The 23,000-nt window shown below is 64.4% G+C and carries 22 protein-coding genes, 1 tRNA gene and 2 pseudogenes; 15 read left to right on the top strand and 10 right to left on the bottom strand.

Translation table 11 applies throughout. From position 1 onward, the window contains the following. A pseudogene (locus tag AC1DGP_RS33585) lies at positions 1-148 on the top strand (IS481 family transposase); the annotation flags it as partial. Positions 149-163: 15 nt separating this feature from the next. On the opposite strand, the gene AC1DGP_RS33580 reads toward AC1DGP_RS33585, so the two are convergent. Continuing rightward, positions 164-415: a hypothetical protein gene (locus AC1DGP_RS33580; RefSeq protein WP_069881075.1), complete on the bottom strand. Its 252-nt coding sequence runs from the start codon at positions 413-415 to the stop codon at positions 164-166. Between the two features lie 254 nt (positions 416-669). Between AC1DGP_RS33580 and AC1DGP_RS33575 the strand changes: the two genes are divergently transcribed. After that, positions 670-1,017 (top strand): hypothetical protein, encoded by a 348-nt coding sequence (locus tag AC1DGP_RS33575; RefSeq protein WP_441508341.1) that lies wholly within the window; start codon positions 670-672, stop codon positions 1,015-1,017. Positions 1,018-1,875: 858 nt separating this feature from the next. Here the strand turns inward: AC1DGP_RS33575 and AC1DGP_RS33570 are convergent. Then, a complete protein-coding gene (locus AC1DGP_RS33570) occupies positions 1,876-2,100 on the bottom strand; it encodes a hypothetical protein (protein WP_441508342.1) in 225 nt (74 codons plus the stop codon). A gap of 172 nt (positions 2,101-2,272) precedes the next feature. Between AC1DGP_RS33570 and AC1DGP_RS33565 the strand changes: the two genes are divergently transcribed. The 7 genes from AC1DGP_RS33565 to AC1DGP_RS33535 all read left to right on the top strand — a co-directional run bounded on the left by AC1DGP_RS33565 (position 2,273) and on the right by AC1DGP_RS33535 (position 8,844). Continuing rightward, the gene (locus AC1DGP_RS33565; RefSeq protein WP_441508343.1) at positions 2,273-3,031 is read left to right on the top strand and encodes an SDR family oxidoreductase; all 759 of its coding nucleotides are present in this window, start codon (positions 2,273-2,275) and stop codon (positions 3,029-3,031) included. A gap of 176 nt (positions 3,032-3,207) precedes the next feature. Beyond that, positions 3,208-3,396, top strand: a complete 189-nt coding sequence (locus AC1DGP_RS33560) for a hypothetical protein (protein ID WP_141740231.1) — start codon at positions 3,208-3,210, stop codon at positions 3,394-3,396. Positions 3,397-3,700: 304 nt separating this feature from the next. Further along, positions 3,701-3,871, top strand: a complete 171-nt coding sequence (locus AC1DGP_RS33555) for a hypothetical protein (RefSeq protein WP_476770320.1) — start codon at positions 3,701-3,703, stop codon at positions 3,869-3,871. Positions 3,872-4,192: 321 nt separating this feature from the next. Next, complete coding sequence (locus tag AC1DGP_RS33550) at positions 4,193-5,713, top strand: MBOAT family O-acyltransferase (protein WP_441508344.1); 1,521 nt, start codon at positions 4,193-4,195, stop codon at positions 5,711-5,713. 26 nt (positions 5,714-5,739) lie between these two features. Further along, complete coding sequence (locus tag AC1DGP_RS33545) at positions 5,740-5,991, top strand: acyl carrier protein (protein WP_441490951.1); 252 nt, start codon at positions 5,740-5,742, stop codon at positions 5,989-5,991. After that, positions 5,988-7,766, top strand: coding sequence for a fatty acyl-AMP ligase (locus AC1DGP_RS33540; protein ID WP_441508345.1), 1,779 nt, complete (start codon positions 5,988-5,990; stop codon positions 7,764-7,766). Before AC1DGP_RS33545 ends, AC1DGP_RS33540 begins: the two co-directional genes overlap by 4 nt. Beyond that, positions 7,753-8,844 (top strand): hypothetical protein, encoded by a 1,092-nt coding sequence (locus AC1DGP_RS33535; RefSeq protein ID WP_441508346.1) that lies wholly within the window; start codon positions 7,753-7,755, stop codon positions 8,842-8,844. Before AC1DGP_RS33540 ends, AC1DGP_RS33535 begins: the two co-directional genes overlap by 14 nt. 223 nt (positions 8,845-9,067) lie before the next feature. Here the strand turns inward: AC1DGP_RS33535 and AC1DGP_RS33530 are convergent. Beyond that, positions 9,068-9,145 (bottom strand) — tRNA-Pro (locus AC1DGP_RS33530). A gap of 338 nt (positions 9,146-9,483) precedes the next feature. Here AC1DGP_RS33530 and AC1DGP_RS33525 point away from each other — a divergent pair. Continuing rightward, positions 9,484-10,299 carry a class I SAM-dependent methyltransferase gene (locus AC1DGP_RS33525; protein WP_441508347.1) on the top strand — a complete coding sequence of 272 codons (816 nt, stop codon included), beginning with the start codon at positions 9,484-9,486 and terminating at the stop codon, positions 10,297-10,299. 96 nt (positions 10,300-10,395) lie between these two features. On the opposite strand, the gene AC1DGP_RS33520 is transcribed toward AC1DGP_RS33525, so the two are convergent. Then, positions 10,396-11,601, bottom strand: a complete 1,206-nt coding sequence (locus AC1DGP_RS33520; protein ID WP_476776350.1) for an O-antigen ligase family protein — start codon at positions 11,599-11,601, stop codon at positions 10,396-10,398. A gap of 56 nt (positions 11,602-11,657) precedes the next feature. Then, the gene (locus tag AC1DGP_RS33515; protein WP_441490946.1) at positions 11,658-13,205 is read right to left on the bottom strand and encodes an undecaprenyl-phosphate glucose phosphotransferase; all 1,548 of its coding nucleotides are present in this window, start codon (positions 13,203-13,205) and stop codon (positions 11,658-11,660) included. 530 nt (positions 13,206-13,735) lie between these two features. Here AC1DGP_RS33515 and AC1DGP_RS33510 point away from each other — a divergent pair. Beyond that, positions 13,736-14,092 carry a DMT family transporter gene (locus tag AC1DGP_RS33510; RefSeq protein WP_069881065.1) on the top strand — a complete coding sequence of 119 codons (357 nt, stop codon included), beginning with the start codon at positions 13,736-13,738 and terminating at the stop codon, positions 14,090-14,092. Between the two features lie 2 nt (positions 14,093-14,094). Beyond that, positions 14,095-14,427, top strand: a complete 333-nt coding sequence (mdtI, locus tag AC1DGP_RS33505) for a multidrug/spermidine efflux SMR transporter subunit MdtI (protein ID WP_441508369.1) — start codon at positions 14,095-14,097, stop codon at positions 14,425-14,427. Between the two features lie 118 nt (positions 14,428-14,545). Here mdtI and AC1DGP_RS33500 read toward each other — a convergent pair whose 3' ends face one another. Together AC1DGP_RS33500 and AC1DGP_RS33495 are read right to left on the bottom strand one after the other, a co-directional pair. Beyond that, positions 14,546-15,715, bottom strand: a complete 1,170-nt coding sequence (locus AC1DGP_RS33500) for a glycosyltransferase family 4 protein (RefSeq protein WP_476770324.1) — start codon at positions 15,713-15,715, stop codon at positions 14,546-14,548. 20 nt (positions 15,716-15,735) lie between these two features. Then, the gene (locus tag AC1DGP_RS33495; protein ID WP_476833161.1) at positions 15,736-16,296 is read right to left on the bottom strand and encodes a polysaccharide biosynthesis/export family protein; all 561 of its coding nucleotides are present in this window, start codon (positions 16,294-16,296) and stop codon (positions 15,736-15,738) included. Positions 16,297-16,489: 193 nt separating this feature from the next. On the opposite strand from AC1DGP_RS33495, the gene AC1DGP_RS33490 reads away from it, so the two are divergent. Beyond that, positions 16,490-18,664 carry a GumC family protein gene (locus AC1DGP_RS33490; RefSeq protein WP_441508352.1) on the top strand — a complete coding sequence of 725 codons (2,175 nt, stop codon included), beginning with the start codon at positions 16,490-16,492 and terminating at the stop codon, positions 18,662-18,664. A 112-nt stretch (positions 18,665-18,776) separates the two neighbouring features. On the opposite strand, the gene AC1DGP_RS33485 is transcribed toward AC1DGP_RS33490, so the two are convergent. Then, positions 18,777-20,054: a GNAT family N-acetyltransferase gene (locus AC1DGP_RS33485; protein WP_476833160.1), complete on the bottom strand. Its 1,278-nt coding sequence runs from the start codon at positions 20,052-20,054 to the stop codon at positions 18,777-18,779. A gap of 106 nt (positions 20,055-20,160) precedes the next feature. Between AC1DGP_RS33485 and AC1DGP_RS33480 the strand changes: the two genes are divergently transcribed. Further along, positions 20,161-21,213 (top strand): polysaccharide deacetylase family protein, encoded by a 1,053-nt coding sequence (locus AC1DGP_RS33480; protein WP_476776354.1) that lies wholly within the window; start codon positions 20,161-20,163, stop codon positions 21,211-21,213. Between the two features lie 92 nt (positions 21,214-21,305). On the opposite strand, the gene AC1DGP_RS33475 is transcribed toward AC1DGP_RS33480, so the two are convergent. Continuing rightward, a complete protein-coding gene (locus tag AC1DGP_RS33475; RefSeq protein WP_069881058.1) occupies positions 21,306-21,518 on the bottom strand; it encodes a DUF2842 domain-containing protein in 213 nt (70 codons plus the stop codon). 124 nt (positions 21,519-21,642) lie between these two features. Here AC1DGP_RS33475 and AC1DGP_RS33470 point away from each other — a divergent pair, with 124 nt between their 5' ends. Then, the gene (locus AC1DGP_RS33470) at positions 21,643-22,722 is read left to right on the top strand and encodes a COX15/CtaA family protein (protein ID WP_476770328.1); all 1,080 of its coding nucleotides are present in this window, start codon (positions 21,643-21,645) and stop codon (positions 22,720-22,722) included. A 146-nt stretch (positions 22,723-22,868) separates the two neighbouring features. Here the strand turns inward: AC1DGP_RS33470 and AC1DGP_RS33465 are convergent. Continuing rightward, a pseudogene (locus tag AC1DGP_RS33465) lies at positions 22,869-23,000 on the bottom strand (IS5-like element ISNeu3 family transposase); the annotation flags it as partial.

The raw sequence follows: 23,000 nt of genomic DNA, 5'->3' as shown, positions 1-23,000 counted from the left end.
GGTCTTCGTTACCGCCTACAACTTCGCCAAGCATCTCAAGGCGCTGCGATGGCGAACGCCCTATCAGGCCATCTGCGACGCCTGGATCAGTGACCCGTCACCCTTCAAAATCAATCCGCACCATCTCATCCCGAGACCGCACATCTAGACCCCTTGGGACATATCATGCGGCCCTGATGCCTTCCTCAAACTCCTCGGGAATGGCGCCATGGCGGGCGAGAACCTCAATCGAGCTGAGTTCGCTGGTCTCGTCATCGGCCACGACATGGATGACGGCGACGCCTTCCGCCCGCCCCGCGAGCCGCTCCGCATCGCGCAGGGCATGGTGCTTGGTCTTGGCGGGCGTCTTGTTGCCCGGCACCAGCCGTTTCCGGCGGGTGACGAATTCCTGGATGATGAAGGTGTCGACATTCATGGCGTGAATCTCCGCGGCCTTCGATTGTTCTAGTTATGTTCTCGAGCAAGTGCGAGTCAAAACCTCGGCGGCCATGCGTGTCTGCGATACGCTCACCTGGCCGTGATCGATGGAGTCTCGGAGGGCGCCCCTGCGGCGTGCGGCGAGAGCACGGCGAGCCCGTGCGTCGGCGAGGATGGAGTGTCCGGTGCCGGGCAGTTTTGAACCGGCGCCAGGATCATGCGTTTAGCCTCGACCTCAACAGAGTGCTGATCATGATCCGTACGACTTTCCATAGCCTGATTGCGCTGGCGCTGCTCTCGGGCGCCGCGTCCAGCCAGACTGCTCCGGCAGAAAATCCGTCCTCACCCGAGATCGTCGCCTGCAAGGCCACGGCGCTCCATACGATCTCGTCGCGGGAGCCAGAGATCAAGGACATCTATATCGACGAGGACGGGGCGACGATCGCCACCTCCGAAACCAAGGTGGGGGATACGCCGATCACACGCATCATCATGGGCGAAGCCTACTTGCGCACGGATCGCACGGACAAACCGCGGCGGTTCCTGTGCCTCATCGGGGAAAGGGGCAAGGTTCTGCTGACCTTCTTCACGCAGCGCTGACGACTTGGGGGCCGATCTTTCGAGGCCCCGCAGCGCAGGCATCTGGGCCATGGGGCCGGAGCCGGACACGCCGGGGACGACCGCTCATAGGCGCCGATTATGCCCGCTGCGCCGAATGGTGCAGCGGGCTCGTTCTCGTTMTGCAGCCGGAAAACGCGACGCGGCCATGGCGCAAGCGATGCGGGGGAAGGTCTCGAGGTGGATGAATACGCTCAGGCTGGGCGACGACGATCCGGCGGCAGCAGAACGTCACAGGGAAACGCTGTTCCGGACCCATCGCTTCACAAACCCCGGGAAGGTCCGCTCCGCGATCGCGCCGTCAGAACGTGCGTTCCTCCATCAGCTTCACTGAATCGGGAGCAGGCTTATAATGCCAAGTTGCTATGGAGGATGTTGTCGTGGGGGTAGACATCGTGCGGCTCGCCTGTTGTTCCATGCATCCCGCGAGCGGCAGTAAGACAAGAGCAGCCAGTGAAAGACGAAGTACATAGGTCATCACTACACCTCATCGTGAAAGGTGAGACGATATTGCCCCCTCAACCTCGGCAATAACCGCAATATACGACGCATTGTCGCAGCCAGAGATCACAGCGCAGTCGAGCGTCATCACGTCATCGCGACTGTCGCCGGGCGCTTATCTGATGGCAGAACGCCGTGGAAACGGAGCGCGCTCATCGCGCATCGGCCATCGGAACCTAATCGTTCGCGGCGCGTAGTACAGGACGAGTTAGTGACCCCAAACTTGGCCCGGCTCTCCTAAAGGGGGCCGGGTTTCTGTTGTCTGGATCGGAGCAGGCGAGGCACCGGCAGGCCTCGGCTCAGGGGCAAGCAGTCCAGGGGGCATCTGCGAGCCTCCGGTCAGGGGGCCAGGAGTGCGACCACAATCCAGGCCAATACTGCCAGGACAAGCCCTGCGATCAGAACCTTCAGGACCGGGCGGCCAAGGAAACCCTGCCGTGCTTCGACGGGCGTTTCCTGTGCGGGATGGGCGGCCGAGTGATCGTCGGGGCGCAGAGGAGAGATCGGGTCGCCGCCCCGTGTCGCCGATTGCCGTTCGGCCCTGCGTTCAGTCTCCGTTTCCATGGCGTTCTCCTCCGCACGGTTTCAAGCTCGCGGCTATCCGCGAATGACGGAACAACGGTGCCGCCGGACGTCAGGTTCCGCCGCGCGGCTGATCCGAACCACAGGAAACGGGTGGCTGCACCCCGCGGCCAATCGCTAATTCGCCTTGACGACACCGACAGGGGAGCGAGCTGTGGAACTGGAAGACAAGGCGATCATCATCACGGGTGCGAGCAGCGGAATCGGCGCTGCGGCGGCTCTATTGTTCGCAGCCGAAGGAGCCAAGCTGGTTCTCGGAGCCCGCCGTGGTGCCGAGATGGAAACCTTGGCTGCGCAGATCCGGAAGAACCATGGCCGGGCCGTGTGTCTGGCCGGCGACGTCAGGGATGAGGACTATGCCAGCGCGCTCGTCGCCCTGGCCCTCAAGGAATTCGGTCACCTCGACGGCGCCTTCAACAATGCCGGCATCGTCGGCGACATGATGCCGGTCGCCGAGATGGGGATGGCCAACTGGAACGATGTCATCGCGGTCAATCTGACGAGCGCGTTTCTGGCAGCGAAAGCCCAGATCCCGGCCATGAAGGAGAGCGGGCAGGGCTCGATCGTCTTCACATCCTCCTTCGTCGGCTTCAGCAATGGCGGGCTGCCGGGAATGGCGGCCTATGCCGCGTCCAAGGCGGGCATGATCGGCCTGATGCAGTCGCTGGCCTCCGAGCATGCCGCGGACGGCATCCGCGTCAATGCGCTCCTGCCGGGCGGCACCATCACGCCAAGCGGTGGCGAGGGACAGCCGGCCGTCCTGGATTTCGTCGCCAACCTGCACCCGATGAAGCGCATGGCGAGTTCAGAGGAGATCGCGCAGGCGGCCCTGTTCCTGTTGTCCGACAGGTCCAGCTTCGTGACGGGAAGCCCGATGCTCGTGGATGGCGGCATTTCCGTGCGGCTGGCCTGATACCGGCGCTGAAGCGAGCCGCCAGATCAGGATTGGCGGGCGACGATCGGAAGTACCTTCGATCGAGCGCCTCGCCATCTCCCGCGGGGACCGGGAGGAGCGACACGGTTTGGGAACGTATGGGTCTCGCTGGCGTTAGCTCGTCTATCGGCTTCATCAATGGCAGAGGCATGGCAATGCGAGAGCACACAACCCCGGCGGTCGAAAGTCTCCGGAAGGAGCAGAAGCAGCAGCGAAAGACCGAGCGTGAAAGCACGCCGGAACAGCAGCTCGACAAGGCGCTGAAGGATACGTTCCCCGCAAGCGACCCGGTCGCCGCGCAGAGCCCGGCCAAGCCTGGGGCGCCGGGGAAGAGGCGGCAGTAGGATGAACGTCGCCGGCTGGCTCCGCCCACGCGGAACCAGCCCAAAGGTCGCGTGAGCGGACATGAAGGGCGCTCGTCCTCTCGCGCGGCGAACATAATGTGCCGCGTTGGCAAGCCAACGCGCGGTGTCTCCGTCGAGCGCCGGAAGTGCACGGTCCGCGCTCGGCCGCGTAGCGTCGCCGACGCAGTGTTCAGCGCCGCGGCCGCTTGCTCCGCAATCGAGGCCGCCTCCGCCGGCCGCTGAATCCGTTCATCACAAGCAAGATCATCGAAATCAGCATGGTCAATCGCAGGCCCGGCGCATCATGCTCCAGATCCTGCTTGCGATCGGCGGCGGCCGTGTGACCAAAGGTCGGATCAATCGCGGCGCACCCGAGGCGATTATGGGAGCTCTCTATGCCTCCGCCGGCTACCAGATCGGCCTGAATGGCCGCTCGCATGCCTATGACGGCAGGCTGGGGATCAAAATCTGGTAAAGCAACCTGTACCCCGAAGGCCCGCAGAGATTCACGCAGCCATCGACATCACTGGTTCAGGCTTCCGAGCTCCATGCCGGGCTTGATGCCCGCAGCGATTCTCAATCTCGATCAAGGCGAAGAGTGGCAAAGCTAGACCCTTTACTGAGGCTCCTGCGCAGTCGTGGAGATTGCCCAATGACCGACCGCGCCGTAGCGGCAGTATCGGTGACATATTTCACACATATGGCCGGCTAATGGGCCACAAGCTTCCGGTCCGTCTTGCGTGCGTCCGGACCGGCTGTATGCCTGTAGCCTCGCACGGCTCCAACGGCACGCCCGATGCTCTTCAATTCTACCGAGTTCATCTTCGTCTTTCTTCCGCTTGCGGTGCTTCTGCACTTCGCATTGGCGCGCGTGAGCGCCGCGGCCGCGATCATCGGCACGACGCTGTCGTCGCTCGTCTTCTATGCATGGTGGAACCCGCCTTATGTGCTGTTGCCCGTGGCGTCGATCGTCGCGAATTTCTGGTTCGCACGGCTGATCGCAGCCGCGGAGAAGCCGGCGGCGAAGCGACTCCTGGTCTTCGGAATCGTCAGCAACATCCTCGTGCTATGCTATTGGAAATACGCTGATTTCCTTCTCTCGATCGTTCATTCCTACAAAGCCGCGCCCCCCGTCGTTCCGCTCGCCTTGTCGTTCACGACATTCGTGCAGATCGCCTTTCTGGTCGACGTCTACCGCCGCAAAGTTCCGCTTCATTTCAGCCGCTACGCGTTCTTTGTCGCCTTCTTCCCGCATCTGATCGCGGGACCCATCGTGCGCTGGAACAGCTTCGGCCGGCAGCTCGGCGATGATGCGCGCTTCCGGTTGGATTGGTCGAACGTTGCCCTTGGGCTGACGATTTTCATCATCGGCCTCGCCAAGAAGGTGCTGATCGCCGATTCGCTTTCGCCGCATGTCGGCACGGTCTTCGACGCTGCGGCGAGGGGCGACCCGGTTACCGCCATCGCCGCATGGGGCGGTGCCCTGGCCTTCTCGGCCCAGATCTACTTCGACTTTTCCGGCTATTCCGAGATGGCGATCGGCCTCGGGCTGTTGTTCAATTTCCGGCTGCCCGTGAATTTTGCCGCACCATTGCGCGCAACCAGCATCCTGGACTTCTGGCGGCGGTGGCACATCACGCTGTCGCAGTGGCTGCGGGACTATGTCTACGGGCCGCTGACCTTCGGCCGGCCGATGGGGTGGTGGCGCGCCATCGCAGTGATGATCACGATGACCCTGGCCGGTCTCTGGCACGGAGCCGGGTGGACGTTCGTGGTATGGGGCGCCTATCACGGCTGCCTTCTCACCATCAACACGATCTGGCAGCGGATCGTGCCCGAGCGGGATGAGCCGACACAGACTGGGCGGTTCGTCGGATGGGCGCTGACCTTTACGGCCTTCGTGGTGGGCTCTGTCCTGTTTCGCTCTGCGGATATCGAGACGTCGGGGCATCTCTTCGCCGCCATGGGAGGCATGGGTCAATCCCCGGTCGCGGAGGCGCTCACGCTCCAGCACGACTGGTGGGCGATACGCCAGGGCTGGATCTCTGAGGCCTTCATCCGCACCTGGCTCGGCAGCACCTGGTCGCTCACCGGGACTGCGCTGACCCTGCTGGCGCTGGCGATTGCCCTTCTCCTGCCGGACCCGATGGAGATCACCGGCTATCGCGAAGGCGATGCTCAGTCGAACTGGCGAAGACATGTCGGCGCGCTGGCCTGGCGCCCCTCGCTCATCGCCCTCGGCACGGCCTTCCTGCTCTTCGGCGAAGTGTTCTTCCGGCTCGGGCAGGTGAGCGAGTTCCTCTATTACCAATTCTGACGATCAGTCTGGGAGCGTAGCGTTTGATGGCAACGGACAAGGGCGAAGCCGAAATCACCGCGTGGTGCGTCGCGCATCTCGCCAAGGGGCTGCGACGTCCTGCGGAAAAGATCGATCCGCAGGCCAAGTTCACGCGCCTGGGCGTCGATTCCGCGATGGCGGTTTACCTGGTGGCCGAGCTCGAGGAATGGCTTGGGCGCGAACTCGCCCCTGAACTGGCCTTCGAATACCCCAGCATCGCAGCGCTTGCCCGTCACCTCGCGGGAGCGCAGGATTGAACCAGATTCCGACAATTCAGGAGAGCCCGGCGGTCCTCGAGGCCGGCTACAGCTCGATGGTCGAGCTGCTGCGTGCGCGCGCCGCGGAGCAGCCGAACGAGCGCGCCTATGCCTTCCTGTCGGATCGCGGCGGCGAGGAGGCATCGCTCACCTTCTCGGAGCTCGAGCGCCGCGCCCGTGCGCTTGCGGCGGAGCTGGTAGGGCGCGGTCTCTCCGGAGAGCGCGCGCTCCTGATGTTCCCGCCTGGGCTCGATTTCCTCGTCGCCTTCTTCGGCTGCCTGATTGCCGGCACGATCGCTGTACCGATGATGCCGCCACGGCGCCTGGGCGCGCGCAATTCGAGCGCCAGCATCGTCGCCGACTGCACGCCGCGTATCGCATTGACGAGTCCGGCACTGCAGGCGACACGCGGCGACCTCTCGGAGCGTCTCCAGGCCCCCACGCTCGATTTCATGGCCGTCGACGCCACGAAGGAGGCCCAGGCGCCGGCGGGAAGCATGTTCCCGGAGCCCGGCCTGCAGGACCTGGCTTTCCTGCAATATACCTCGGGCTCGACGTCGGATCCCAAGGGCGTGATGGTGAGCCATGGCAACCTTCTCGCCAATAGCGAGATGATCCGGCTCGTATACGGCAACACCCGCGCGACGACCTATGTGAGCTGGGTGCCGCTCTATCACGACATGGGGCTCATCCTGAACGTGCTGCAGACGCTCTATATCGGCTCGCTTTGCGTACTCATGGCCCCCGTCAGCTTTATGCAGCGCCCCCTGAACTGGCTGCGCGCGATCAGCGACTACCGCGCCGAGTTCGCGACGGCGCCGAACTTTGCCTTCGATCTCTGCGTCGATCGCTTCCGCCCCGACCAGATGGCGGGGATCGATCTGTCCCACTGGAAAATTGCGCTCAACGGCGCCGAGCCGGTGCGCGCGGAAACGATGGAGCGCTTCACCGAGACCTTCGCGCCCTATGGCTTCGCGCCGGACGCATGTTCGCCGGCCTACGGGCTCGCGGAGGCGACGCTTCTCGCCTCCGGCGGCGGACGGGGGCGGGGGCTCGTAAAACGTCGGATAAGCCGGGAGGCGCTGCAACGCCTTCGCGCGGCCGCGCCGACGAGCGAAGACGACGCGCAGTTCGTCGCAGGCTGCGGCAAGGCCCTCGTCGGCGAAAGGCTCGCAATCGTCGATCCGGAGACATGCCGACGCCTTCAAACCGGTCATGCCGGCGAGATCTGGATTTCCGGTCCGAATGTCACCCAGGGCTATTGGCAAAACGCCAAGGCCACCGCCGCGACCTTCTGGCCGCGGATCGAAGGGGAAGCGGCGGAGCGCTGGCTTCGTACCGGCGATCTCGGGTTCCTCGATGACACCGGCGAGCTCTTCATCACCGGGCGCATCAAGGACGTGATCATCATTCGCGGCATCAACCATTATCCGCAGGACCTCGAGGACACCGTTCAGGCGAGCCACCCGGCCTTGCGGAGGCATGGCGGCGCCGCCTTCTCGATCCTGGACGAGGATGGCGAGGGCCGTCTTGTCGTGGTGCAGGAAATCGAGCGGACGCAGATGCGCCACGTCTCCATCGATGACATCGAGGACACGATCCGCGAGGCGATCGCCACCGAGCACGAGCTTGCCATCCAGGATGTCGTACTGATCCGCCCCGGCAACCTGCCGAAGACGACGAGCGGCAAGATCCAGCGCGGCCTTGCCCGCAGCCTTTTCCTCGACGGACGCCTTGCCGAACTCCAGCCAGGTTTGCCCGATGCTCTGGCGTAAGAAGAAGCCGGTTTCCGCTGCGTCCGGGATGAACCCTCGGACCTATGCGCTGGCCCTTATCCTGGGCGCTGCGGCGTTCTTTGCCAGCGTGGTCGTCGCGAATGTCGTGATCGATCCGCAGGGCGTGTTCGGCACAAACGTCCTTCCGCGTACGCCCAACCTCAATTACCACTACCGTAATCTCGCGGCCTATGACGCTGCGCCGGACAGTTTCGAGGGCGTGCTGTTCGGCTCCTCTCGCGCCCAGGCCACTGCGCCAGCGGAGCTGTCCCGCCGCTTGGACGGGGTGAATTTCGCCAGTTTCTGGGCCACACGCGGCATGCTGCCGGACTTCCTGCCCGCGCTCGAATACGTCCTCGCCGACAAGGCGAAACGAGGGCAGCACTTGCGCACGGTGTTCCTGCTCCTCGATATCGATACCTTCGGAGATCCCCCGGCGACAAACCGCTACATCGAGACCTTGCTGCCTCAGGCCCTGAGCGGCGAAAGCGGCGTGTATTTCTGGTGGCGCAATCTGACGGCCATGCAGGTCCGGAGCTGGCAGCGTATCCTGCGCGAGGCCCGCGCCGCGATCGAGGAGAGGGATCGCAAGAGCCCTTCGGTCGTCGACAAGGTGAAACTGGCATTCGTCCGTTTGGCATCGTTGAGCAGCTTGGCCGGGCGTGGCTCGCAGGCCGGAAGCGACTACAACAGGCCGTTCGCGCAGCGCGCGTATTTCGCAGACCAGCTGCAGATCCTGCAGCGTATCGCCACGCTGTCTCGACAGAACGGCACCAGGCTCATTGTGGCCGTCAGCCCGCTCCACCGTGCCGTCGAGAGCCGCTATTTGCCGAAGGATCTCGCGCAAGCGCTTGATCAGGTTGCGCGTGTCACGCCGCTCTGGGACTTCACGGGCGCCGACTGGCTCTCGGACGATCCGAACTATTGGATGGGCGACCAGGCTCACTATTCCGCTGAGGTCGGCCGCATGATGCTGGCCCGCATTTTCGGCGAGCCGATGCCGCCCAACTGGGAACGATTCGGCCGGTTGAGGGGAGCGGAGGGCGCCGTCGCTTCAAAGGTCGATGCGCGGCGCTGAAGTGCGCCGCCGCTTGATTCTCTTCCCGCCGCGCTCGATCAATTTCCAGATCAGAACAGCATAGCGTCAGAGCTCGGCAGTTCCCTCGCGAGCCGCAACTGACGCTTGGCCCACGTGCTGGAAATGCCAGAATCGCGCTGGTGTAGCCCGAATGTGCCCGAGCAGATACGGCGCCGCGGCATCTTAATGCCGTTCGCCAACTCAATGGTTCCATGAGGTTTTATGGTCGGAGCGAGAGGATTCGAACCTCCGACCCCTTGTCCCCCAGACAAGTGCGCTAACCGGGCTGCGCTACGCTCCGACAGGGCGGCTTATAGAGGGGTGGGCGCGCGGATGCAACGCGCTTCGGCATACTCTCCGCAGGGTTTTTCAGAAGCGCTGCATCGCCGCCATGCCGCGCTGCCATATCTCGCGCCAAGCCTTGGTTCGGGGCGCGAAAGAACCACGTCCACCTGCGCTTTCGGCGTGCACCGGGAACAAGCGCCAAGGGGCTCCATGGCAGGAGCCGGCTGGACGCATACCCTTGAGCGATAGCCTTCCGGCTTCGAAACCGTCGGCATTAACTGCATGTTAAGCAAAACATTGCGGAGAGAGCCGTTCGTCCACATCCTCCCTCCCGGATGATCGGTGGAGAGTGGCATGACCGCGACGATTGCGTTGGGTGCGAAGGGAACAGCCGCAAGGGCGACACGGAATCAGGACCGCGCTCTCGAAACCTTCTTCGCCGAGCTGCAGCCCGATTGGCATTCGCGCTGGGCCTGGAAGAACTACGAGCGGACGATTCTCGCCCTGACCCGACAGTTCGGCTTGAGGCGGATCTGCGAGATCGGTGGTGGCCGCGACCCGCTGTTCTCCGCCGCCGAAGCCGCCAGCCATGGTCTGGACCTCGTCGTCAATGATATCGACGCGAACGAGTTGGCCTTGTCGGCGCCCGGCCTGCGGACGGCGCGTTTCGACATTGCTGGCGATCTGTCCGAACCTGATGTCGAATGCGGCGGCTACGACCTGATGGTCTCGCGCATGGTCTTCGAGCATATCCGGGATGTCGAGCGGGCCTGGACGAACATCCATGCGCTGCTGGCGCCAGGCGGAATGGCGCTGGCCTTCTTCCCGACGCTCTGGGCGCCGGTCTTCGCGCTGAACCACATCCTGCCGGAGGCCGCCTCGCGCGCCATCTTGCACGCGCTGTTTCCGGCACGTCGGCAGGACGGCAGCGATCCAAAATTCCCGGCCCATTACGACTGGTGCCGCGGCAGCCGCGCGCAGCTGACGCCGATGCTCAACCGGGCCGGATTCCGCGATGTTCACGTCCAGCGCTTCTGGGGGCATGGCTATTTCGAGCGCTTGCCGGGGCTGCGGGAGATCGACCACGCCTTCAACCTGCTGGCTGCGAAAACGGGCTGGGACCTGGTGACGACCTACGACTACGTGCTGGTCCGCAAGGCGCCGGTCTAGGACACCGACCTGAAAAATGGATTGCGGTCTTGGGGAAGCCGATGCGGACACAGAAGGGCAGGTCAGAGAACCGGAGACGATATCCAGTCCGATGACCTATGCCCGACCAGCGGGCAATCGTCCGCGCGGGAGTTGACCGGCAGCGTTGCCCGGCTTGAGCGCTGCCAGGCCCCAGACCAGCCCGAGCAGCAGGTAGAAGTGCCGCCAGTGGTCCGTGTCGATCTGGACACCCTGCAGGATGGTGATGAACAGCACCGACCACAGCACGATCGCGTGGTTCTGCCAGGGCGAGCGGTTGAAGACGAGACGCCAGCCGACATAGCAGGTGGTGACCATCAAGCCGAGATAGGCGATGCCGCCGAGCCAGCCATAGGAGGCGAACGCATTGATGTAGACGTTGTGCGGATCTTCCGGGAAATGCCAACGGAAGCGCAACGGGCCAAGCCCGTTGGGCGCATCGAGGAGGAGCGGGAGCGAGCGCAGCTGGCTGCCGAATCGGCCGGTTACGCCCTGGTCGTAGCTCTGGTTGAGGCTGGCGCGAATCTCGAAGATGTCGCGGATGCTCTCGAACGAGAGCGCGATCAGCAATGCGACAAGGATGCCCCCAAGCGCAGTGAGGGTGAGCATCACGATCCGGGCGCGGCGCGCAGCGTTGGGTGCAGTCAGGAACATCAGCCCGACCATCATCAGGGCCGAGCCGGCCAGATTGCCCCAGGCCCCGCGCGAGAAGGCCAGTAGCACGGCCATCAGCGGCACGCTCATCACCAGGAAGCCGCGTATCAGGCCCAGGCGCCCAATCAGGATATGCTGCAGCGCGTAGACGATAGGCACCACGAGGAAGGGCCCCAGCACATTGGGATCCTTGAACGTGCCGGAGGCGCGGCCGGCATAGGAGAAGACGTCGGAAAGGCCGGCGATGTCGAAATAGCCGAGGATGCCGGCAAAGCTCGCGCACCAGGCGGCGAAGAGATAGCCCTTGCGCAGGGTTTCCAGCCGGCCGAGCGGGTCCTCCGCCATGATGGCCGCGAAGAAGATCGCAGTGATCATCAGGTAGACCGAGACGGCTGTGAAGCGCACGGAGGCCGGCTCGTCCATCCACGGAATTAGCGAGAAGATGCCGCCGATATTATAGAGTAGCAGCAGAACGACCATCGGCAGCAGCTTTTGCGAGAAGCGGATGCCTGTCAGCGCGAAGACGAACAGCGTGAGCAGGAAGAAGAATTCATAGGGTGACGGCTCGATCAGCGCGAAGCCGCTGGAGGCGGTCAGCAGCCAGAGCGTGCCTCGCTTGATCGAGGCCAAGGACACCCTCAGGCCGCGACGGCCGCCTTCATCTCCCGCGCGGTCGGCGAGCGCGCTCAATAGGCGTTCTCGGACTTGGTCAGCAGCGAGATCGGCGTCTTGTACAGAATGTAGAGATCGAGCATCACGGACCAGTTTTCGATGTAGTACAGGTCGTGCTCGACGCGGCGCTGGATCTTGTCCTCGGTGTCGGTCTCCCCGCGCCAGCCATGGATCTGAGCCCAGCCGGTGATGCCCGGCTTGACCCTGTGGCGGGCGAAATAGCCGTCGACCACCTGCTCATAGGCGCGGTTGTCGGCCTTGCCGTGGACGACATGCGGGCGGGGGCCGACCAGCGAGAGATTGCCCTTGAACACCACGTTGAAGAGCTGCGGCAACTCGTCGATCGAAGTCTTGCGGATGAAACGGCCGACGCGGGTGACGCGCGGATCATCCTTGGTCACCAGCTTGCTGGCGGTAACATCCTGCATCTCGTGATAGAGCGAGCGGAACTTGAAGACTTCGATCTGTTCGTTGTTGAAGCCGTAGCGCTTCTGCCGGAACAGGACCGGCCCCTTCGAGTCGAGCTTCACCGCGATCGCCGTGATCAGAAGAACCGGCGAGAGGGCGATCAGGGCAAGGGTGCCGACGATCTTGTCGAACAGCCATTTCACCACGATGTCCCAGTCCGCGATCGGCCGGTCGAACACATCGAGCACCGGCACCGCGCCGATATAGGAATAGGAGCGCGGTCGTAGCCGCAGCTTCGACATATGGGCGGAGAGACGGATGTCGATCGGCAGAACCCAGAGCTTGCGCAGCATCTGCAGGATGCGTCCCTCCGCCGAGATCGGCAGGGTGAAGATCACCAGGTCGAGCTTGGTGCGGCGGGCGAACTCGACAAGGTCGTCGATCGTGCCGAGCTTTGGATAGCCGGCGACGAGATCGGGCGAGCGATCGTCGTTGCGATCGTCGAAGACGCCGCAAATCTGCAGTCCGGAGTCCTTTTCCGCTTCGAGCGCCTTGATCAACGCTTCGCCCGCAGCGCCGCCGCCGACGATGGCCGTGCGCCGCTCGAGCCGTCCCGTGCGTGTCAGCCGGCGCACGGCCATCGTCACGAGAAGGCGCTCGCCGAGCAGGGCTGCGAGACCGCCGCCATAGAAGCCAGCCAGCCAGACCCGGGAAAACTGGCTTCCGACCTTCATGAAGAAGAAGGCGGCGAGTGCGATCAGGAACAGCATGGTCCAGCCCGCGACGAGCCGGGCAGCCGTCGGGACGAAATGGCGCAAAGCGCCTATATGGTAGAGATGCAGCGCCTGGAAGGCGGCGAGTGCGCCGACGCTCACCAGGAGAACGGTGATCTGATAGAGAAGGGTGCTGCTGGTGGTGCCCGCGACATAGAACCAGTAGACCAGCCCTGCCACGCTGACGATGGCCAGAACGTCGAACAGGCGCACCAGGCCTTCGATCAGGACCGGGGAGAGTGTCGGCTTGACCGGCATCGCCGCGATGCGTTCGGCCAGGGGATGGAAAGCGCGGGTCGAACCCGTCTTGCTCCCGCCGGCTGGATCTGATGCTCCGGCCGCGTCGGCCTGGATCAGGTCACGCACATCGAAAGTGCCCATCACACGCTACCTCTACTCAGACCGGAGCAATACTCACCTCCCGGTCCCGGCTTGCGATTAGCTCAAAATGCTCTCGGAAGGCTTAATCCGATGCTTCGCTGTCTTGTGACCAGCAAGGAGACTCTACGGCATTCCGGACCATCGCGAACGGTCCAGTTTATCCCCCTGCAAGCGGCGTCTCAAACCCGATGCAAAGAAAGTTGATTTTCTCTCGTCCGGCCAAGGAATTAGCTCACTCCCATTTTTTCCGATTTTGCATCGAAAAGCAGTCGTTTCTGGCTCATAAAGTTGATGTTGGTTGACAAAAAGCATTAAAACGGGCATATCCATTCGCGATGAGTGTCTGAGAAGAACATTTCTGAGCGATGCCCGCGGTTGCCAATTCAGGCAATTGGGCAAGTCGCTGTGCAGCCCCAGCAGTTCAATCTGCCAGGGCTTGGTCTTCGAAACTCGTTCGTAAAAACTCTAACTTTGCTTAGCTGCCTAACGTCGCTTCCCGACGGTAAGCGCCGGCTTCGCCCGTGTGCATCATGTCTTTTCATTGGTTGGTTCTGCTCGCAGCGATTGCTGTCGAGATTGTCGCGACGGCCGCGTTGAAGTCGGTCGTCGCTGAGCCGTGGCTCATCACGGCTCTACCGCTCGTTCTGATCGGATTGTCCTTCGCGCTGCTCAGCGTGGCGCTGCGTGTCATCCCCATGGCGGTTGCCTATGCCGTCTGGGAGGGGCTCGGCATCGTCGGCATCGCCGCCGCGGGCCATCTTCTCTTCGGCGAGCATCTGACGCCTGAGCGCCTGCTGGCGCTTGCGGCCATCATCGCCGGTATCGTGCTGCTCGAGCGCGGTGTCGGGCACGGTGTCGAGGAGGGTAAGCAGGGGAGGCTGGCGTGACCATGCTTCTTCAGCCGCAGTCGCTTGCCTTTGCCTGGCTTGGGCTTGCGGTCATACTCGAAGTCCTCGGTACCTATCTGCTCAAGCTCTCCGACGGCATGAGGCGGCGATTGCTCGGTGCCGTCGGGATGGTCCTCGTCGTCGGCGCCTTCGCGGCCCTGGCACAGGCCATACGCGGCATGGACCTTTCGGTCGCCTACGCGGTCTGGGGCGGAGCGGGGCTGGTGATCACGGCCATCGTTGGAGCCCTTGCCTTCGGGCAGCGGATCTATCTGTCCGGCTGGGTCGGCATCGCGCTGGTCATCGCAGGCGTCGTCGGCCTGAAGTTCCTCTAAAACATCGGCCCGAAAAGTGGAATGCGGTTTTCGGGACAAAGCCGATGCAAACACAAAGGGTTAGGTCACCGGACTGGATACGATTTCCTGTCCGGCGATCTAACGCGACAGTGTTTCATCACGCGTCGATACCGCGTCGCACCAGCGCGACGCGGTATGCTGCCAGTACGCCGTCGATCATCGCGTTGAGGCAGAAGTTCTGGCGGACATGTTGTGCCAGATCGATCGCCTGTGCGCGTCGTTCGGGTTCGGGCATGGCCAGGGTCGCACGAATGCTCCCAGCCAAGATTGCCGGGTCATCGGCCGGTATCAGGCGATGCGCGTGATCCGGGCCATAGATTTCCTTGATGCCGCCGACATTCGTCGAAATCAGCGGCTGGGCTGCTGCCGCCGCTTCAAGGATGACATAGGGCAGCGATTCCGCCCGCGACGGGATCACCATGACATGGGCCTGGGCCAGCGCGGCGCGAATCGGGCCGGGCGGCTCGAACACGCATTGACTGCCGATGCCGCGGTCGAACGTCATCTGCCGCAGCACGGCCTCGTCGGGGCCCGCCCCCACGATCAGGATGCGCGGCTCGAGGCTGTCGCGGCGCTTCAGCAAGGCGAGCGCATCGATCAGCGTATCGACCCCCTTCGCGGAGCGCAGCTCCCCGAGATAGACGAGGTCGAACCTTGCCTTGGCATGGTCGATCGGCTCGAACTCGGCTTCCGAAATACCATTCAGGACGATCCGGTAATCGCTGCGCGGCTTGTGGCCGATATAGGCTTCGAACCGCCCTGCGATGAAGGCGCTCTCGAAGCAGAACATGTCCGTCGCACGCTCCAGCAGCCGTTCGACCGACATATAGATGCGATGCTCGGCGCCGCCGGGCTTGTAGTTGAAGCTGCCGCCATGCGGCGTATAGGCCGTGATATAGCGCCGCTGCGGTGAAACCAGCGCAGGCAGGCGCGCATAGACGCCGCCCTTCGAGCCATGGGCGTGCACGACATCAGGGGAAAGGCGCGCCCGCGTCGCGTTGGCCGCCAGTTGCGCCCTGCAGTCCATGAGGCTCGGGTAGCGCGACATCGGCACGCGCGTGACGCCAAGCGCGAGGTCCGGGCCAAACTCGGCGAAAACCTGGTCGGCACGCACACCGCCGGTATTCGAATCGCAGAAGATGCCGACCTGATGCCCGCGCTCCACTTGCCCGCGAGCCAGATCGAGGACATGGCGAAACAATCCGCCGAGCGGCGCCCGAAAGACGTGCAGGATGCGCAGCGGCTTCATGCCGGGGGCGTCCGCCATGGCCGTCACCTCGTTTGCGCTCAGAACCAGCGTTCCTTGATGACGATCGTGTCGCCCGGCTGCACCTGGTAGGTGATCGGCACCGTCCCGGTGACGAGCTGGCCGTCGATCTGGCGCGTGACCTCGGCATAGTTGCGCTGGCCGCGCGGGGTGAAGCCGCCTGCAATGGCGACCGCGGTCTGCACCGTCATGCCATTCACGAAGGGGAACTGGCCGGAGTTGGTGACTTCGCCCAGGACGAAGAACGGGCGGTAGGTATCGACCTCGACCGAAACCTTGGGTTCGCGCAAAAAACCGCCGCGTAGCTTGCCTTCGATCGCCTGCTCGAGTTGCCGGGTCGTGCGTCCCTGGGCCTCGACGGGGCCGATCAGCGGCATCGAGATGCGCCCGGAACCGTCGACGGCGTAGATGTTCGACAGATTGTCCTGACCGAAGACGATGACGCGCAGCCGGTCGCCGCTGGCGAGCCGATAGGGCACATTGACGTCGACGATCGCGAGTTCGTGCGCTGCATAGCGCGGCGCGCAGGCGCTCGTCGCTAGTGCGAGCGCCAGGGCCAGTGGGGCGAGTGATCGACTCATCGCATATTCAGTCCATCCAAATTCTGCCGTCACGTTAGGGTGGCTATGGTTAACAAAAGTTGAGCACGACCTCCCTCGCTGCCCCCCCTCGCTGGAGATGCCGCCACCTCTTAACTCGCCAATAACCTTAATCAGCTTTGATTGACCCTGCGTCCTGTGCTGGGCGCGCGAGTTTTGCGTGAATGGGTGAGTCATGACCTCTCGATCCGATGACGGAATGCGGGATGCCGGCGAGAGCCGCGGCGACATGCTCGATCTTTCCGCGCTCTGGGCCGCCATCAAGCGGCGCAAGCTCTGGGTGCTCGGCCCCACAGTGCTGGCGCTCGGCCTCTCCTTCGTCGCCGTCAATCTGGTCACGCCGCGCTACACGGGCGAGGCGCGGCTCCTGCTCGAGAATCGGGACAGCTTCTATACCCGTCCGGGGCAGGGCGGGGCCGAAGCCACAAGCCAGCAATTCGACAGCGAGGGCGTGCAGAGCCAGGTCCAGGTCATCATGTCGCGTGACCTCGCTCGCGAGGCGATCAAGCGCATCGGCCTCGTCGGCAATCCCGAATTCGATTCGGGCGCCGGCGCGCTGAGTGCGCTGAAGCGGCTTGGCGTGCTGGTCGGGCTGGGCGCGCATCCGGCCGATCGCTCGCCCGAAGAACGCGTGCTCGATCAATTCTACGACCGCCTGCTGGTCTTCCCGGTCGGCCGGTCCCGCATCGTCGCGATCGAGTTCACGTCGCGCGATCCGGCGCTGGCGGCGCGCGGAGCCAACGAGATCGCCAATATCTATCTCGAGATGCTGGAGGCGGCGAAGCAGGACACCGCGCGCAGCGCTTCGTCCTGGCTCTCAACCACGATCGAGCCGCTGCGCAAGCGCGTCGCCGAGGCGGAGGGCAAGGTCGAGGACTTCCGCTCGCGCAACGGACTGCTCGTCGGAACGAACAACACCACCATCACCGCACAGCAATTGGCGGACCTCTCCACCCAGCTCTCCAATGCCCGCAGTCAACAGGCCGAGGCCCAGGCCAAGGCCAGCGTCATTCGCGATGCGATGAAGAGCGGGCGGACCTTCGAGATTCCGGACGTTGCCAACAATGAACTGGTCCGCCGTCTGATCGAGCAGCGCGTCAATCTGCGCGCCCAGATCGCGCTGGAATCGCGCTCGCTCCTGCCCGGGCACCCGCGCATCAAGGAACTCAGCGCCCAGCTCGCCGATCTGGAGGGCCAGATCCGCGCGGCCGCCGAGCGCACGGTTCGCACCCTGGAGAACGAGGCACGCATCTCCGGCCAGCGCGTCGACAGCTTCACGGCCGCCCTCGAGGGGCAGAAGAAGAATGTCTCGAGCGCCAACGACAAGGAAGTGCAGCTGCGAGCGCTGGAGCGCGAGGCACGCACCCTGCGCGATCAGCTCGAGCAATATATGCAGCGCTATCGCGAGGCCGTGGCGCGCGACACCCAGAACGCCAGCCCGGCCGATGCACGCATCATTTCGCGCGCCGTCGAACCCACCGAGCCGTCCTTCCCGAAGAAGATCCCGATCATCCTCGTTGCGACGCTCGCGACCTTCCTCGTCGCGCTCGCCATGGTGGTCTCGCGTGAGCTCCTCAACGGCACTGCGGGGTCATCGCCCGGCTCCAATGGCCCGCGGCGTGCGCCGGGCTGGGTCGGCGGCGGCGGGGCTGGGGCCGCGCAACATCCGTCCGACGGAGACGAGCGCCGCGAGCGCGTTGCGGGGCTGCTGACCCATACCGGCCGGGTGGGCCGGGTTCCCCTGGCCGCGGCCGATCCCGAAGGGGCTCTTACGGCGCTTTCCGAGCGAATTGCGGCGCCTCCCGCCGAGATGGCGCCGCTGGCCGTGCTGCTCGACGGGGCCGGTCCCGAAGCGATGTCGGCACGGGATCTCGCGGAACTGCTGTCCCGCCACTCCCGTTGCGTGCTGGTCGACCTTGCCAGCGACGATGACGAACTGGATGAGCTGGGGTTCTCCGAGCTTCTTGCCGGCGAGGCCCAGTTCTCCGAGATCATCATGCGCGAACCGGGCTCGCGGCTGCATCGCATCAGCGCTGGACGCGCAGGGCGCAGGGCGGTTCTGGCCGCGCCTGATATCGTCGAGGTGGCGCTCGATGCGCTCTGCGAGACCTATGACTGGGTCTTGGTCTCGGCGACTTCGGGCGATGAGAGCGCCGTGCTCGCACCGCTGGTCGGACGTGCGCAAGGTGTCTTCGTCATGGCGGGCAGCATCGGCAACGGGCACGCCATGGAGGCCGCCTATCGGCTCGCCGATTTGACGACGGCGCCGGTTTCTCTCGTCGTCGACAAGCTCGAGGAGACGGCGGGCGTGCCATTTTCCGTCCGCGAGCATGATGCGGCGATGGCCTGAGCCGAAGCTTATCCCGGCTGGGGGCGGCCGGGATCGTCAGGGCCCCGTGGCCCTGCACCTCCTGCGAGGTGCGCAGACCTTGCGCATCTGATTTTGCGAGAGGCGTTGCCGCTCAGTCGTCGTCAGTGGCGAGTGTTCGGTTCCGGTTCAGCCAGCCCGAGGCGCGTTGTGCGAGCTTCAGTGCCACTGGAGAGCTCTTGATCCTGCGCTTCGCGGCACGTTTGGCCCGGCTGAACAGGACAAAGGCATGCCCCTTCGGCGTCAACGGCAGGAAGGTGTCGACGAGTTCGTCCCGGTCGTCGCATACCGTCGTCTTGTAGCGGGCTTCGCCGACGCCGAGGTCGAAGACCTCGATTCCGGCACGACATTTCAGCTTGATCAAGTCGACCAGCAGGATCTTGCCAGGGCTCGACTTGGCGAGGTCGCCGTCCATGTCGAAGGATGTGGCCATGCCTGAGAAACGCTGGCCCTGCACGGCGCCGACATAGGTTGCGACACAGCGGCCATCGAGATCGAGCGAGTAGAGCTCGAGAACGGGCGTGTCAGTGCGGTCAGGGCTTGCTCCCTGGCGCAGGAAGTCACCCAGGGCGGGCTCCGCGAAGGGGTTTGGAACGCCCATGCTGGCAAACCGCGCCGCCTTCTGGCTCAGGAAAGCGGAAACGACCCGCTCGATATCCTCCTGGGTTTCGGCCTTGAGCAGGACTGAGCTGCCGAAGCTGGCGAAGCGGTTGCGCTTGTTCTTCAGCTTCTTGCGGGCATGCGAGCTCATCGAGCGCCGCAGCGAGCCTTCGCAGTCTCGTCCCTCCAGCGCGAGCTTGTAGGCTCCGCTCGGACTCGGCCCTGCCGCAAGCTGCGCGAGCGGGTTGGGAACGCCTTGCCAGTCCTTCGGCTGGTTGACGAAGATGAAGGCGTCGAGATCTCCAATGGCCGTGCCGATCTCGACAAGCAGGGCTCGCGCGCCGGCCGTATCGAGGGCGACAGCGAAGGCCGGGGCATAGAGCCCCATATGATAATTGGCGTGCTTGCCGCCGATGAATTCGCCGAAGCGAACGCCGTTGCGCCGTGTCAGCGCCAGCGGCAGGATGGCCTGGGTGCGCCCGGCCGCGTCGCGCAGCGCGGCATATCGGAACTCCGTACCGTGGGCTGCCCCGACCGTCTCGACGAAGGGCCTGATCCAGCCATAGGCCTGGTAGGGCGTCACCAGAGCTGCCGCTTCCAGGCTGCGCCACTCGGCTTCCAGGGCGGCAGGGTCGCTGCTGATCGTGATGCTGTGCCAGGGGCGCGCGCGCTCCCCCCTGCTCCTGATCGCTGTCAGGTTCAGGGCCGAGGCCGGAGTTCCGGCGCGTTCGGCAAGTGCAGACATCGTCTCTGGACCCTCGGGTGGCGGCATTCCTCGCTGTCCTTAACCCGCTATTGTGAACGAACCTGCCAGGTTGGCTTCGACCAGCCGAAGCATCGGCGAACAATATTAGCGAGCGGTTGCTGCCCGGAGCCGGATGAGCCTGCGACACCAAGCCTTTTCCGCCGCATTCAAGGCGATTGCGCTGACCGGCGCCGACCGATGGGCGAAGGACCTCGCTCAGGGCGCGGGCATGATTCTGACCCTGCATCATGTCCGGCCCTGGCGCGAGCGGGGCTTCGCCCCCAATCGTCTGCTGGAGATCACGCCTGAATTCCTCGACCAGACGCTGACACTGATCAAGGCTCAGGGCTATGACATCGTCTCGCTCGATGAAGCGGTGGCGCGACTGCAGAGCCCGCTCTCCCAGCGCTTCTTCGTGGCGCTGACCTTCGACGACGGCTATCGCGACAATCTCGATCATGCCTGGCCGGTCCTGGCCAAGCATGGCGTGCCCTGGACATTGTTCGTGACGACGGGCTTTGCCGAGCGCACCGCGCGGCTCTGGTGGCTGGAAATGGAGGAGGCGATCCGGGCTCTGCCGCGCTTCACCCTGGACTTGCCGGATGGCGGGTTCTCGGCCCGCACCGAATCTGATCGCGAGAAGCAGCTGACCTTCGAGACGCTCTACTGGCGTCTGCGCAAAGGGCCGGAAGCGATTCTGCTGTCAACGATTTCCGATCTTGCACGTCAGGCCGGCATCGATAGCGCAGCCCTGGTCGAGCGCGAATGCCTGCCCTGGGAGACACTGCGCTCGCTCGCCGGCGCGCCCGGGGTGACCATTGGAGCGCATACGCTGAGCCACCCGATGCTGGCCAAGCATCCCGAGGATTTTGCCCGAGCCGAGATCGTCGAGAGCAAGGCACGGCTCGAGCAGGAGCTCGGCCTGCCCATGCGCCATTTCGCCTATCCCGTCGGCGATCCGGGCTCCGCCGGCAAACGTGAATTCGCCCTGGCCAGGGCGGCTGGCTTCACCAGCGCGGTCACCACGCGGCCGGGCCATCTCTTCGATCGGCATGAGCGGCATCTGCATGCGCTGCCGCGTGTCTCGCTGAACGGCTATCACCAGAGCGAGGCAGCGCTGCGGGCGCTGCTGTCGGGGCTGCCGTTCCTGCTCTGGAACAAGGGGCGGCGGCTGAATGTCGCCTAGATCCCATCGGACCGGATATCCCGTCCGATGATCCAGACTTCCATGTTTGCAACGGCTTTTCCGAAAGCCGCAATCCGCATTTCAGGCCGATCTCAGCGTGGCCCGTCCTTCCGCTCCATCCACTTGATCAGCGGCAGCAGGGGCAGCACCCAGGCGAGGCCGAGCGCGATATAGGCGATGGTCTGCACCAGCTTGGGCGCGTCCGTGATCCGCCCCTGCGCCAGTGCCATGGCGACCAGCGCATAGACGCAGACGAAGATCAGGATCACCACGGTGCCGATCAGCTTGCGGTGGCTCTGGGTCATCTCTCGTCTCCATGCCGGCGCGGCTGCGGCATTGCGGGCGTTGTTCGCGTCTTCGCGCGGGTCTATCTGTCACCCCCAACGACGCTTGTGAAGCGCGACATTTGCGACCCGAGGTCCCCATCCCGTGACGATTGCTCTCGATCAGCCGCGTGGCGGCGCTGTCAGCTCCGCCAACCACGCAGGCATCCGCCGCTGGCTCTGGATCGTCGCGGCACTCGTCTTCGCGATGGTCGTGGTCGGCGGCGCGACCCGCCTGACCGGCTCAGGCCTCTCGATCACCGAATGGCGACCGGTCACCGGCGCGATCCCGCCGCTCTCCGACGCCGCCTGGGCGCTGGAATTCGAGAAGTACCGCGCGAGCCCGCAATACCAGCTGCTCAATGCCGGCATGGCGTTGTCGGAATTCAAATTCATCTTCTGGTGGGAGTGGGGGCACCGTCAGCTCGGCCGCTTCATCGGCCTAGTCTATCTCGTCGGCTTCCTTGTCGTCGCCCTCCGCCGGCTCCTGCCTTGGCGCCAGAGTGCCGTGCTGTTCGGCATGGGGCTGCTGCTTGGCCTGCAGGGTACGATCGGCTGGATCATGGTCGCGTCGGGGCTCCAGCCAGGCATGATCGCGGTCGCCCCGGTCAAGCTGACGCTTCATCTCACCTTCGCCGGCCTGTTCTTCGCCGCCGTTGTCGCGTTCGCCACCTGGCTGACCCCGCTGCGGCGGGTCGAGCAGGCGAGGGGCCGCCTGGCCGCCTGGGTGTTGCTGGTGCTCACCTTCGCTCAGATCGCGCTAGGCGGCCTCGTCGCCGGCTCCCGTGCGGGCTTCACCTTCAACACCTGGCCGCTGATGGATGGGGGGCTGGCTCCGGCTTCGTCGACGCTGTTTGCGCAGACGCCGCTCTGGGAGAACTTTGTCGATAACGTCGCCCTGGTGCAGTTCAACCACCGCATCGGCGCCTATCTGCTGCTGGCGGCCGCGCTCTGGCATGCCGTTGCGATGCGCCGCGCAGCGCCTGGGTCAGGCAGTGCCAAGCGCGCAACGGCGATTGCCGGCCTCACCCTGACACAGGCCGCGCTCGGCGTCGTTACGCTGCTTCTGGTGGTCCCGCTCTGGGCGGGGCTCGCCCATCAGGCGCTCGCCTTCATGGTGCTGGCGATGACAGTCGTACATGTCACGCGGAGCGGGGCTGGCACCGCGCATCCAGTCCGGGCCTGACGCCACCGGAACACTGTCGCTCCGAGCGGCAAAGGAAAGAGACCCGGGATCCCGGCCGGAATGGTTCATGGAGGGATCCCGGGTCTGCATTTTTTCCGGGGGGACGCCCCGTCGGAGCGCTGCCGGATGCTAGAGCGGATCGACATTCAGCGTAGCCATATCATTGCTGCGGCGAGGTGGACGAAGCCTGTGAAGTGGATGGTTCTGCGGTCGTAGCGTGTGGCGAAGCGGCGGAAGTGCTTGAGGCGATTGAAGCATCGCTCGATCCGGTTGCGGTG

It is taken from the genome of Allobosea sp. 05T433 (genome assembly GCF_056396065.1).
Note: the sequence above shows the minus strand (reverse complement) of the source record. Positions and strands in the feature narration are given on the sequence as shown.